Origin of the sequence: Pseudoroseomonas ludipueritiae, assembly GCF_014490445.1 — a bacterium.
GTDB lineage: Bacteria > Pseudomonadota > Alphaproteobacteria > Acetobacterales > Acetobacteraceae > Pseudoroseomonas > Pseudoroseomonas ludipueritiae.
The window spans coordinates 25622-37390 of sequence record NZ_JACTUZ010000029.1 but is presented as its reverse complement, the minus strand read 5'-3'; the positions used below and the strand labels follow the sequence as shown (position 1 = coordinate 37390).

Below are 11769 nucleotides of genomic sequence, written 5' to 3'. Positions count from 1 at the left end.
CGGCGGCGGGCGCCTCGGCGGCCGCCGCAGGGGCTACCAGGCTGACGCCGCCGATGGGCGCGGGGCTGGTGGCGGGGGCGCTGGCGGCCACCGGCACCGGTGTGGCGACGGGCTGGAACAGCACGCCATGCGGGGAACGGCCGACCGGCTGGTTTTCCAGCGTGCCGGTCTCAGGGTCCACCATCGCGACGCGGCCGATCCAGCGCTGCGTCACCCAGAGCCGGCCCTGCAGGTCGAAGGACACGCAATCCGGCCCGCCCGGCACGTCCAGCACCTTGATGGTCTCCAGCGTGGCGGGGTCCAGCACGGTGATGCGGCTGTCCACCCGGCTGGTGACATAGAGCAGCCCCGGCCTGCCCTCCTTCGGGGGCGCCGGGAAGATGGCATGGGCGCCGCGGCCGACCTTGATGCGGCGCTCCACCTGCCGGCTCTCGGGATTCACCACGGCCACGTAGTCGCGGCCCATGATGCCCACCAGCAGCTTGCCCTCGTGCCAGGTCACGCCCGCCGGCTGAGGGCCGACATCGAGCTTCCAGACGGGCTCTTGTGTTTGCAGGTCGATGGCCGTCAGCAGGTTGTTGCCCTGCAGGGTGACATAGGCCAGCTTGCTGTCCGGGCTGAAGGCGATGTGGCTGGGCATGTCCGGCATGCGCAGCCGCGCCTGCAGCGTGAGCGCTTGGCCGTCCCAGCCGTAGATATCCACCTGGTCGCGGCGCAGGCTGGTGATGACCAGGTGCTTGCCATCCGGGCTGAAACCGAGGTGATAGGGGTTCGAGAGCGGCTCCCGCTTCACCATCTCGCCCGTGGCGGGATTGAGGAAGAGCATCTCGTTGGCACCGGAATCGCCGATCATCAGCGTGCTGCCATCCGGTGTCAGGGCCAGGTGGTGCACCTCACGCAGCACGGGGATGCGGCGCACCTCCTCCCGCGTCGCGGCATCCAGCACCAGGATATTGGCCTCGCCCGAATTCAGCACATAGACCAGGCCGTTCGGCGCGGGTGCGGGCTCGGTGGCCGCCGGGCCGGCGGGCGCGTCCGGGGCCGGCATGGCTGCGGGGGCGGTCTGTCCCAGGGCCAGGCTTGGCGCCAGCGTGGCGAGCAGGAGGGGCAGGACGAAACCGCGAGGAAGCCGCATGGGGGAGGCGCTTTCGGGCGTTGGGAGGCGCGGGAGGCAGAAACTGCGCTCCGCGCCTGTAGCAGCTTCGGCCTGGGGCAGGCCAGAAACTTCGTATGATGTTTCCGGAGCTTAACCCGCTCGGCCCTGGCCAAAGCGGCGTGGCTCCACCGGATCGGGGATGGTGGCCTCGGCCAGGAAGCGCCCGGCATTGGGGGATGAGGCGTGCCAGGCCGCCACCTCGCCCACCGTGGCGGTCCAGGCACCGGGGGTGCCGGTGACCTGCGCCAGCAGCTTCTCCAGCATCCGCAGCCGCTGCACCCGGCCGGAGATCCAGTCATGCACCGTCAGCATCAGCATGCCGCCATACTGGTGCTGTCCTTCCCATTCCTCGCGCCAGCTTTCCAGCACGACACCAGGGGTGGCGGGGGTGCGGTCGCCGGGCAGGCCGCTGTATTTGTAGAGGATGGCGTCGTCGATGGCCCATTGCACTGGCACCTCCACTAGCCCCTCGATCTCATAGGGGTGGTCGGCCCCCATCAGGGAACTGTCCCAGAGGCCGAGGCGGCGGACCTCCCGCACCATATGCGGCGTCATCTCCCAGGCGGGGGAGCGGAAGCCCTTTGGCGCCGCGCCGGTCTGGCGGCGGAACAGCTCCACCGAGGCTTCCAGCGCCGCGGTGAACTCGGCATCCGAACTCTCGGCCACCAACTCATGGAACCAGCCATGGAGGCCGACCTCGTGGCCGCGCTCCAGGATGGCCGGCAGCAGGTTCGGGTGTTCCTCGGCGATGGCGCCGGGAACGAAGAAGGAGCCCTTGATGCCGAAGCGCTCGATCAGCTCCATGATCCGCCAGACGCCGAGGCGCTGGCCGAAATGCCGCTGTTCGAGCTGCCCCAGGGTGCGGGCCGCCCCCGGCGCCCGCTGCACCCAGAGATAGGGCGCGGTCGCGTCCACATCGACGGTGAAGCAGAAGGCGGCCTGCTTGCCGTCGGGCCATTGGTAGCGGGGCCAGGGCTGCACCATGGGGCGGGCCTCCTTACAGCGCGTGCTTCTTGTCCTGGTAGACGGCCAGCGAGCCGATCGAGCCGCCGCCATCGACCGGCAGGGAGGCGCCGGTGATATAGGCCGCCGCCGAGCTGGCCAGGAACAGCGCCGCATTCCCCACATCCTGCTTGGAGGTGGTGCGGCCACTGGGGTTGCCGCCGCCGATGCTGTCCACGTGCTCCTGGGGCAGCAGGCTGACCACGCTGCCAGGAGCGAATCCTGGCTCCAGCGCATTGGCGCGGATGCCGTATTCCGCCAGCTCCAGCGCGAAGCCCTTGGTCAGGCGGTCCAGCGCGGTCTTGGAGGTGCTGTAGGGGCAGACGGTGCGGCGCATCTTCCAGGCGGCGCCGGAGGAGATGTTGATGATGTTGCCCTTCACGCCCTGGGCGATCATCAGCTTGGCGAAGGCGCGGCTGAGCAGGAAGGGGGCGCGCAGGTTGATGTCGAAGACGCGGTCCCATTCGGCGGCATCGACATCCAGCAGGAAGCCGCTGGGATAGACGCCGGCATTGTTCACCAGCACATCGGCCGCGCCCCAGCGGCGGCCCACCTCGGCCGCCAGCGCCTCGATGGCATCGGCATCGCGGATATCGGCGGCCTGGACGAAGCTGCCCTCGGTGAACCAGGGGGCGGAGGTCAGCGCCTCCAGCGGCTCGGCGCGCGCATCGGTCAGGCAGAGCTGGGCGCCGGCCTCGCCGAAGGTCTCGGCCAGCCAGCCGCCGATGATGCCGCAGGCGCCGGTGATCACCACCCGCTTGCCCGCCATGTCCTGCGCGTAATCCATCGCGATCCCCTCGCTCCATAACTGCCGCGGCGGCCTCCGGCCCCGATGCGGCGCGCCCGCCATGCCGCTCCGCCGACAGCGGAAGGGGGAGCGGAACGGCCGGGGCAAGGCGGCGGTCCGTGATGCCTTGCCGCTCTATAGGTCCAGAGGCTTGCGGTGAACAACGCGACGGGAAGCCGCGCCCATCCGGCAGGCCAACCGGTGCCTTGCAAAAGCCTACCAAACCCCTGGTTGATTCCCGATTTGCATATCTCGAAAAATGGCGGCGAAACCCCAGTTCCTATGCTGTTGTCAGAATGCTGGAGCCTGTTCCGTGCCCTCTGCTCCCCTTCCTGTCACCGAGGCAGAACGCCTCGCGGCCCTGCGGTCCTACGAGATCCTGGACACGGCCTGCGAAACCACCTTCGACAACATCGCCGAGCTTGCCGCGCAGCTCACCGACAGCCCGATCTCCTTTGTCTCCCTCACCGACGCCGAACGGCAGTGGTTCAAGGCCCGCAAGGGGCTGCCGGTGGTGGAAGTGCCACGTGAGCAGTCCTTCTGCGCCTGGGCCATCCTGGAGCCGGGCGAGGTGACGGTGGTGCCGGATACGCGCGTCGATTCGCGCTTCGCCGATAATCCCCTGGTTCTGGGCGAGCCGGATATCCGCTTCTATGCCGGCGCGCCGCTGGTGAACCGGGATGGCGCCGCCCTGGGCACGCTCTGCGTCCTGGACCGCGAGCCGCGGCAGTTCACCGAGAACCAGCGGCAGATCCTGGCGCGGCTGGCCGATACCGTGATGACCACGCTGGAGTTGCGGCGGGTGATGGCGCAGGTTCGCCGCCTGGCGCTCGTGGATGCGCTGACTGGCCTCGCCAATCGCTCCGCCCTCTTCGATGCCGTGGACGCGGCCATCACGTTGCAGCAGCAGGGCGGCACGGGCTTCACCCTGCTGTATCTCGACCTCGACGGCTTCAAGGCGGTGAATGACCGCGAAGGTCATGCCGCCGGGGATGCCGTGCTGCGGGAGGTCGCCTCCATCCTGAATGGCGTGATTTCGGACCAGGATGTCGCCGCGCGCCTGGGCGGCGATGAATTCGCCGTGGTGCTGAACAGCGACCCGGCGGAGGCCCCGGCCATGGCGGAGCGGATCCGGGATGCGCTGGCGGCGGGCATGGTGGCGAGGAACTGGGCCGTCACCGCCTCGGTGGGCGCCGCTTCCTTCCATGTCGCGCCGCCCAGCGTGGACAAGGCCGTCGGCGCCGCCGATGCCCTGATGTATGGCGCGAAGATGAGCGGCAAGAATCAGGTGCTGCACCGCGCCTATCAATCCGCCTGAGGCTGTGGCGGCCTCAGGCCGGCGAGGGCATGCCGGCAGCCGCCCGGCAGCGCGCCGCCCTTCGGGGCTCGGCCAGGTGGCGGATGAAGTTGCGCAGCTCCAACTGCCGCAGGCGCGCGTCCGTGACCTGGGCGTCCAGGCCCAGTTGCCAGGCGAGGTCGCGCCGTGTCGGATCATGGGCCAGGGCATCCACCCGGGTGGCGAAGGCTTCCACCGCCACCTCGTCCAGCGCCAGGCCGTTTTCCACCAGCGAGCCCGCTTGCCGCCGCAGGGCTGGCCCGACTTCGTCCAGCGCCAGTTCCGGATGGTACTGCACGCCCCAGAAGAGGCCGCCGCCACAGCGGATCTCCGCCGCCTGGACCTGCGTGTCGCTGTTGCCGGCCAGCAGGGTCGCGCCTGACGGCAGTTCCTCCACCTCGTCGGAATGAATGGCGATGGCGTCGAAGCTGGCGGGGCGGCCGGCCAGCAGCGGGTGCCGCGCGCCGGCCGCCGTGGGGACGATGCGCCGCGCGAATCCGGCCTCCTGCCCATGGCGCCGGGGGCGCACCTTGCCCCCCGCCGCGGCCACCGCGACCTGAAGCCCAGCGCAGGAGCCGAAGGCGGGCGTGCCGGAAGCGAAGACGGCCCGCATGAAGCGCAGCAGCCGGCGCACCTTGGGGCTGTCCTCATAGACATGCATGGGCGAGCCGCAGAGGAAGACGGCGTCGTACTGGCGCAGGCCCTCGGGCTGTTGTTCCGGCCCGTCTTCCTCGGCGGGCTTCAATTGGTCGCAAAGGGCGCCGGGGGCGAGTTGCCGCAGGGTATGGACATAGGTTTCGCCGGAACTGCGGCCGACGCTCTCGCGGCGCAGGTCACGGCTTTCCGGTGCCTCGCTCTCGGCCACCAGGAAACGGAAGGGATGGGACATCAAGGCTCCTGACCAGCAGCAGGCCAGGAAGGTGGTCCTGAATCCAGTGGGCGAAAGGGTGCGGCGGAAAAGCCGCCTGTGGCGGGAGCAGCCCGAAGGCTGCTCCCGCTGTCAGGGAAGCTGACAGGCTGCCCGTCAGGCCGCCTTGCGGCGGTTGCGGCGCGCCAGGCCCAGGCCCAGCAGGCCGGCGCTGAACAGCGCCAGCGAGGCGGGCTCGGGCACCGGCACGGCGGCGGCGGCGCCGCTGAAGGTGAAGGTGCCGCTGGTGTCGATGCCGTTGGTCTGGCCGGTGAAGCTGAAGGTGCCGGCGGTGTCGTCATAGCCTTCGCGGCTGAACATGCCGGTGCCGGTCAGCACCAGGAACTGGAAATTGCCGGCGCTGAAGGAGGAATTCTCGATCTGCTGCAGGTCGAAGGTCAGGTCGCCGATCTTCAGGAAGTCGTTGACGGTGCTGAAGGGGCTGAAGCTGAAGTCCTTCACCACGCCCACCTGGCCATCGGTGATACCGAAGGTGTTGTCGGTGGAGGCATTGTTGACCTGGAAGGTGCCGGTACCGGTGCCGGCACCGGCATCGGTCGCGCAGGGGCCAGTCGGGCTGGCGCAGAAGTCGATGGCGGAGGCCTGAGTGAAAGCGACATTCACGCCGGCGCTGTTCTCGGCCTGGAAGAGGCCGGTGATGTCGAAGCTGCCGGTGATGGGGGCTGCCATGGCCGAGGCGCTGGTGGCGATCGCAAGAGCCGTTCCGAGAACCAGCGACTTGAAGTTCCGCATTTCGACGTCCTTTGTCTGGAAGTGCCAGGCTGCCCGGATGGGAAGCCTCGCCCCCAGGGAGCAAACACCGTGCCGCAGAAAAAATGCTTGGATTTCAACTTGTTGGATTTCCATGCAAACGTGCCTGTCAAAAATTCCGACAGATAGCGGAAGCTGAACTGTAAAGTTTTTGTTATGCTGTCATCATGGTTGCGCTGGAATGGCAGATTTCATGTAAAAATGTTGTGGCGTTCATTAAGAATGAGGTAGTAGAAATAACGTCTTTGTTATGCTGCAATCTCGTTGCCTGCCCGGCCCGGGCCGTGACATGACATGGCACTATAGAAGCCTGCCATAGCGTGATGAATTGAAGGTCACAGGGATCTCTGTGGTGCCTTGTGGCAGTTCTGTCTGGCAGAGGAGCATGCTTATATGTGCGGGATTGTTGGCTTCTTCACTCCCGACGGCCTGGCCGATGGGCGGCAGGCGCATGACCTCGTCGTCCGGATGCGGGACCGGCTGGTGCATCGCGGGCCCGATGACGGCGGCAGCTGGACGGACCCGGCCGGCATAGCCTTTGGCTTCCGCCGCCTCTCGATCATCGACCTCTCGCCCGCCGGACACCAGCCGATGCCCTCGGCCGATGGGCGCTACATCGTCATGATGAATGGCGAGGTCTACAACTTCGCCGATATCCGGGCCGAGGTCGAAGCCGTGCGCGGGCCGCTTGCCTGGCGCGGCCATTCGGACACCGAGGTCATGGCCGAGGCCATCGCCTGCTGGGGCGTGGAGGAGGCCATCCGCCGCGCCAATGGCATGTTCGCCTTCGCGGTCTGGGACCGCGAGGAGCAGGTGCTGACCCTGGCCCGCGACCGCATCGGCAAGAAGCCGCTTTACTATGGCTGGGCTGGCGATGCCTTTGTCTTCGGCTCGGAGCTCAAGGCGCTCTGGCCTTTCCCGCAGTTCGACTTCGGCATTTCGCCCGAGGCGCTGAACGAGTTCCTGCAGCTGGGCTACGTGCCGGGCGAGCGGACCATCTTCGCCTCCACCTTCAAGCTGCCGGGCGGCGCGTTGCTGCGGCTGGACCGCCAGGCGGTGCGCCGGCGGCAGATGCCGCGGCCGCGGCCCTACTGGGACCTGCGGCAGGTGGCCCTGGCCGGGCTGGATGCGCAGGCCAGCGGCCAGACCGCGACGGAGGAAGAACTCGATGCGGTGCTGCGCGATGCCGTGGCGCGCCGCATGGTGGCCGATGTGCCGGTGGGGGCCTTCCTGTCCGGCGGCATCGATTCCTCGCTGGTCACGGCGGTCATGGCGGCCGGCTCCGCCAGTCAGGTGCGCAGCTTTTCCATTGGCTTCGCCGTGAAGGAATGGAACGAGGCCGAGCACGCCCAGAGCGTCGCCAGCCATCTCGGCACGCAGCATGAGGAACTCTATGTCACCCCGGCCGATCTGATCGGCGTGGTGAAGGACCTGCCCGGCATCCTCGACGAGCCCTTCGCCGATGATTCCATGATCCCCACCACGCTCCTCTGCCGCATGGCGCGCAGGAGCGTGACGGTGGCGCTTTCCGGCGATGGGGGCGATGAGCTTTTTGCCGGCTATGCGCGCTATGCGGCCATTGACCGCTGGCTGTCGCACCGCGCCAAGCTGCCGGGCTTCGGGCGCAGCCTGGCCAGCACGCTGGTGAACAGCCTCGCCGGGCCTGTCGGGCGGGTCAGCGGCACGCGCATGGAGCGCCGCTTCCTGCTGCTCGGCAGCCTGCTCGACCATGGTGACCCGGACCGGGTGCACGAGATGCTGGTGTCGCAATCGCTCGACCCCGGCGCCCTGCTGGCCGGGGGTGGCGATGCGAGCCGGCCACTGACCGATGGCACCTTCAACCTCGGCCGCTCCTCCGCCATCGACCGCATGACCTTCATCGACACGGCCTCCTATCTGGTCGACGACATCCTGGCCAAGGTGGACCGCGCCAGCATGTCCACCTCGCTGGAGGTGCGCTGCCCGCTGCTGGACTACCGCGTGATCGAGCTATCCTGGCGCTTCCCGACGGACGCCAAGTGCCGCGACGGGGTCGGCAAGCTGCCGCTGCGCTCGCTGCTCTACCGCCATGTGCCGCAGGCGTTGGTGGACCGGCCCAAGATGGGCTTCGGCGCCCCGGTGGAAGTCTGGCTGCAGAACGAGTTGCGCGACTGGGCGGAAGCCCTGATGAGCCCCGAGGCGCTGGGCCGCCATGGCTTGCTGAATGTCGCCGCCTGCCGCCGGTTGTGGGAGGGCTTCACCCAGCATGGCCGCGGCTGGAACCGGGTGATCTGGAATATCCTGATGTTCCAGGCCTGGCACGAGGCGATGCAATCGGTGGAGGCCGCGCGCTCCCCTCTTGTGGCTGCCTGAGCCGGGGCGCATCCCGGCCGGGCATCTCACCCGGCCGGTGACATGGCGCGCCCCGACAGGACGCCAGGCTTGCTGCTTTAACGCACCAGTGCCGTCAGGTGCTGGCGCAGTTGCTGCGTGTTGCGCTCCCAGGCGAAGCGTTCGGCGCTGGCACGCACCGCCTCGGGCGGGGGCGGCTCGGCCAGGATGGCGCGGATGGCGGCGGCAAAGGCGGCAGGGGTGCGTTCCCGCAGCAGGCGCCCGGCAGCAGGGCGGTCCACCGCCTCCGCCGCGCCGTCCACCTCTGGCGTCACCACCGGCGTGCCGCAGGCCATGGCCTCGATCCAGGCATTGGCGAGCCCTTCGCTTTCCGAGGCCAGGGCCATGACATCGGCGGCCGAGAGCAGCGCCGGCAGCTCCTTGTGCGGCACACCCCCGAGCAACCGCACCCGCTCCTCCAGCCCCATCTTCCGCGCCAGGGCAGCCAGCCGCGTTTCCTCCGGCCCTTCGCCCGCCACCATCAGCGTCGCGCCCTCGATCTCCCTCAGGGCCCTGATGACGATGTCATGCCCCTTGCGCGGGATCAGCGCGCCCAGGCTGATGATCAACGGCCCCTGAATGCCGAGCTTTGCCTTGGCTGCAGCACGGTCATGTGGCCGGAAACGCTCCAGGTCCACACCGGTGTAGTGGACGGCGATCCGCGCCGGATCCATGCCCATGGCGACCATATCCCGCCGCAGCGACTGCGCCACGGCAAGCATGCCCTTGGCCTGGGCGGCGGCCCGCAGGATCTGCGGCCGGCAGCCGGGCACGCGGCCCCAGTAGTGGATATCCGCCCCTCTGGCCTTGATGGAGTAAGGCACGCCGAATTCAGCCGCCAGCTGCGCCGCCGCGGGGCCATCCGGATAGAAGAACTGGGCGTCGATCACATCGAAGGCGAAGCCCTCCTCCCGCCATCGCTGCAGCACCGGCCGCGCTGCCTGCACGAGCAGGGAAGGGTTGAAGGGGCCGCTGAGCCCCGGCAGCACTCGCAGGCGCGGCCGGCTAACGGGGACGCCTTTCCAGGCCTCCTCCTCGGGCAGGTCACGCAACTGGCGATAGCGGTCCAGCAGGTTGAGCGGAAAGAGCGGCATGGCGACCGGGTTCACCACGCGCAGTTCCACATCCTCGCAAGCGGCTAGACGCAAGGTCTGGCCTTCTACGAAGACGCCAAAATTTGGCTGTTCTCGGTTGGGGAACAGGGTGGACAGCGTCGCGACTCGCAGCATGGCCAGGGCTTAGCACGTCTGGGTGAAGACGGCATGGGGGATGTGCTGTGGCTGAGGCCATTCTTCTAGCCAAAAGCGGCATTCGAGCTTTAACGTGGCAAGAGTACGATAAGCATGAGTTATCGTGCTTTCATAGACTGTCAAACAGGCCGCAAGCCATGGTTGGGCAGGAAAACTATGGCCAGCCCCCGGGCGTTTGGCTGCCAGGAGGCTGCCATGGCTGAGATTGTGCACCCGCATGACGACCCTTTTCACGGGGAACTGAGAGCTTTCGCCAACCGTGATGGATTTGTTGTTATTGAGATGAAGGAAGAAAGGGACGCTCCTTTCCTGGTCCTGAGTGCGCTGGAGGCAGCCCGTCTCATGGCGGCCATGCGCCATGCCATCTCCGGCATAGAGGAGGATGTGAAGAAGGCCATTCCGCCGGAAGACTAACTTTGAACAGCCGGCAAAGCGGGCAGCGGCATGGAGCAGCCCATGAATGGCTAGGAGACCTATCGGGATGAGCACACGTCTGCCGGTGGGCTTGCTGAGCCTGCTGCTGCTGCAAGGGCCGGGGAGCGCCATCGGTCCGTCACTGCCGATGACGCTGGCCTTGTCGGCCGGGGCTTTATCGGCTGGCGTGGCGAGCTTCAGCACGCCCGCAGAGGCGCGGCCCCGCTCCAGTGGTGGCTACTCGCGCCCTGGCGGTTCCTTCCGCACGCCGTCGGCCGGTAGCTCCGGCAGTTATGCCCGGCCACGTACCCCCTCTTCCGGCGGCTATGCGCTGCCACGTTCCGGCAGCAGGACCACGCCTTACAGTGGCGGGGCCTCAGCCGGGGATCGCAGCTATAACCGGAGCCAGGCCGCCGATGCTCTGCGCAGGATGCGGGAGAACCAGGCCGCGGCCGAACGCGCGGCTCGCCCGGCCCCCATCCCGGCCCCATCGCCTTACAGGGATCCTCGCGGCGGTTCCGGCTTCCCTGGTGGGGGCTACGCTGGAGGGTATCGCACGGCTCCGGGCACCAATTACGGCGGCTGGTACCGTGACCGCGGCTGGTCCGTTCCAAGCACCGTGCTGAGAGGTCCGCGCTCCTTCGGTGTCTGGGACGCGGCCTTCCTTTGGTTTCTGTTCAGCACCCTCAATCGCCCAGGCCATTCTGACTTCTTCCGGAACCACCAGGGTGACCCGGGCTATCAGGAGTGGCGGCAGGAAGCCGAGCGCCGGGCCCAGAACGATCCCGAGGTACGTGCTCAGCTGGAGGACCTTGACCGGCGGATCGCGGAGAAGGGCGATCAGCCACGCGACCCCGATTACCTGCCGCCTGACGTGCCCGTGGAGGTTGCGACCGGAGCCGAGGGTGCCGACCTGCCTGACCGGCGGACACCCAGCGTGGTCCCGGTCGAGCAGGGCGGTCAGGGCATTCCCGCCTCGGTGGCCGGCGTGGTGGTCCTGGGAGGCGGTATGCTGGCGGTCCTGGCCTGGCGCCGGCGCAATGGCCGACGCGCCGCGGTGAGCCGGCCTGGCGGAGCCGGCGAAATGGGACCGGGTGGCACTTTGGCCAGCGCGGCCAACATGCTGCGCCACAAGACTTCCGGCGGAGGCTACGAGCCGTCGCGTTTCCGCGTTGGGATGACGCTGACGCTGGACCCCACACCATTCCTGCTAGCAGCGGGATCCACGCATCTGTCCAGCCCTCCGGGTACAGGCGAGACGATCAGCGTGGAGGAGGTTGGCCGCATCGGCGGTGACGCGCCCGGTGGGCTGGTGCGCCTGTACCTGCCAGGTGACAGAGCCATGCTGCAACTGCACCTCGGCGACAACAACGAGCCGGACGAATGCCGGTACTTCGCGTTGCTCGATGAGGTCACGCCGGCCGATGAGGCCGAGTGGGGCGCCTGGCTGGACCCACGAGAGGGCATGATCGGCTGGCCAGAGTTCCAGACCAAGGACGGCAAGCTTTATGCCCGGGCTTGGTCGCCCGGCCAGTCCCGTATGCAGCCGCGGCAACTGGTTGAACAGGTTGAGTCAGCCTCTGGCCGCCGGGCCATCACCAGCCAGAGCATGCTCTATGCCGCACCCACGGGCCTGGCCATGCCCGCTCCTCAAACGGAATACATCCTGGTCTCCGCCATCGAGGATGGCGGGCAGGCCTGGATCGAGATCCGCGCCGGGCTGGACATCAACCCAGCCTCCTTGTCACTGGCCTGAACCGCCGCAGCGAAGGATGA

Annotated in this window: 10 protein-coding genes; 4 read left to right on the top strand and 6 right to left on the bottom strand. The window is 68.1% G+C overall.

From position 1 onward, the window contains the following. From IBL25_RS09450 to IBL25_RS09440, 3 genes are all read right to left on the bottom strand, one after another. Nucleotides 1–1135: YVTN family beta-propeller repeat protein (locus tag IBL25_RS09450; protein WP_238940309.1), on the bottom strand; the 1135-nt coding region annotated here is incomplete at its 3' end. A 111-nt stretch (nucleotides 1136–1246) separates the two neighbouring features. Next, on the bottom strand, nucleotides 1247–2140 hold the full coding sequence (locus tag IBL25_RS09445) for a polysaccharide deacetylase family protein (protein WP_187778296.1): 894 nt from the start codon (nucleotides 2138–2140) through the stop codon (nucleotides 1247–1249). Nucleotides 2141–2153: 13 nt separating this feature from the next. Continuing rightward, nucleotides 2154–2945 carry an SDR family NAD(P)-dependent oxidoreductase gene (locus IBL25_RS09440; RefSeq protein WP_187778295.1) on the bottom strand — a complete coding sequence of 264 codons (792 nt, stop codon included), beginning with the start codon at nucleotides 2943–2945 and terminating at the stop codon, nucleotides 2154–2156. Between the two features lie 313 nt (nucleotides 2946–3258). On the opposite strand from IBL25_RS09440, the gene IBL25_RS09435 reads away from it, so the two are divergent. After that, nucleotides 3259–4263 (top strand): GGDEF domain-containing protein, encoded by a 1005-nt coding sequence (locus tag IBL25_RS09435; RefSeq protein ID WP_187778294.1) that lies wholly within the window; start codon nucleotides 3259–3261, stop codon nucleotides 4261–4263. 13 nt (nucleotides 4264–4276) lie between these two features. Here IBL25_RS09435 and IBL25_RS09430 read toward each other — a convergent pair whose 3' ends face one another. Further along, complete coding sequence (locus IBL25_RS09430; protein WP_187778293.1) at nucleotides 4277–5170, bottom strand: type 1 glutamine amidotransferase; 894 nt, start codon at nucleotides 5168–5170, stop codon at nucleotides 4277–4279. 135 nt (nucleotides 5171–5305) lie between these two features. Continuing rightward, the gene (locus IBL25_RS09425) at nucleotides 5306–5941 is read right to left on the bottom strand and encodes a PEP-CTERM sorting domain-containing protein (RefSeq protein ID WP_187778292.1); all 636 of its coding nucleotides are present in this window, start codon (nucleotides 5939–5941) and stop codon (nucleotides 5306–5308) included. A 411-nt stretch (nucleotides 5942–6352) separates the two neighbouring features. Between IBL25_RS09425 and asnB the strand changes: the two genes are divergently transcribed. Continuing rightward, entirely contained in the window at nucleotides 6353–8311 is a 1959-nt protein-coding gene (asnB, locus tag IBL25_RS09420) for an asparagine synthase (glutamine-hydrolyzing) (protein ID WP_187778291.1), read from the top strand. Between the two features lie 77 nt (nucleotides 8312–8388). On the opposite strand, the gene IBL25_RS09415 is transcribed toward asnB, so the two are convergent. Then, nucleotides 8389–9477 carry a glycosyltransferase gene (locus IBL25_RS09415; protein WP_238940307.1) on the bottom strand — a complete coding sequence of 363 codons (1089 nt, stop codon included), beginning with the start codon at nucleotides 9475–9477 and terminating at the stop codon, nucleotides 8389–8391. Nucleotides 9478–9774: 297 nt separating this feature from the next. On the opposite strand from IBL25_RS09415, the gene IBL25_RS09410 reads away from it, so the two are divergent. Together IBL25_RS09410 and IBL25_RS09405 are read left to right on the top strand one after the other, a co-directional pair. Beyond that, nucleotides 9775–9993 (top strand): hypothetical protein, encoded by a 219-nt coding sequence (locus IBL25_RS09410; protein ID WP_187778289.1) that lies wholly within the window; start codon nucleotides 9775–9777, stop codon nucleotides 9991–9993. 91 nt (nucleotides 9994–10084) lie between these two features. Then, complete coding sequence (locus IBL25_RS09405) at nucleotides 10085–11749, top strand: DUF2491 family protein (RefSeq protein WP_187778288.1); 1665 nt, start codon at nucleotides 10085–10087, stop codon at nucleotides 11747–11749. Nucleotides 11750–11769 lie beyond the last annotated feature (20 nt).

Excerpts from the sequence above, each read along its gene's own strand:
- IBL25_RS09440 (WP_187778295.1), bottom strand. The coding sequence starts at position 2,945 with ATGGATTACGCGCAGGACATGGCGGGCAAGCGGGTGGTGATCACCGGC.
- IBL25_RS09430 (WP_187778293.1), bottom strand. The coding sequence starts at position 5,170 with ATGTCCCATCCCTTCCGTTTCCTGGTGGCCGAGAGCGAGGCACCGGAA.
- asnB (WP_187778291.1), top strand. The coding sequence starts at position 6,353 with ATGTGCGGGATTGTTGGCTTCTTCACTCCCGACGGCCTGGCCGATGGG.
- IBL25_RS09410 (WP_187778289.1), top strand. The coding sequence starts at position 9,775 with ATGGCTGAGATTGTGCACCCGCATGACGACCCTTTTCACGGGGAACTG.
- IBL25_RS09425 (WP_187778292.1), bottom strand. The coding sequence starts at position 5,941 with ATGCGGAACTTCAAGTCGCTGGTTCTCGGAACGGCTCTTGCGATCGCC.
- IBL25_RS09445 (WP_187778296.1), bottom strand. The coding sequence starts at position 2,140 with ATGGTGCAGCCCTGGCCCCGCTACCAATGGCCCGACGGCAAGCAGGCC.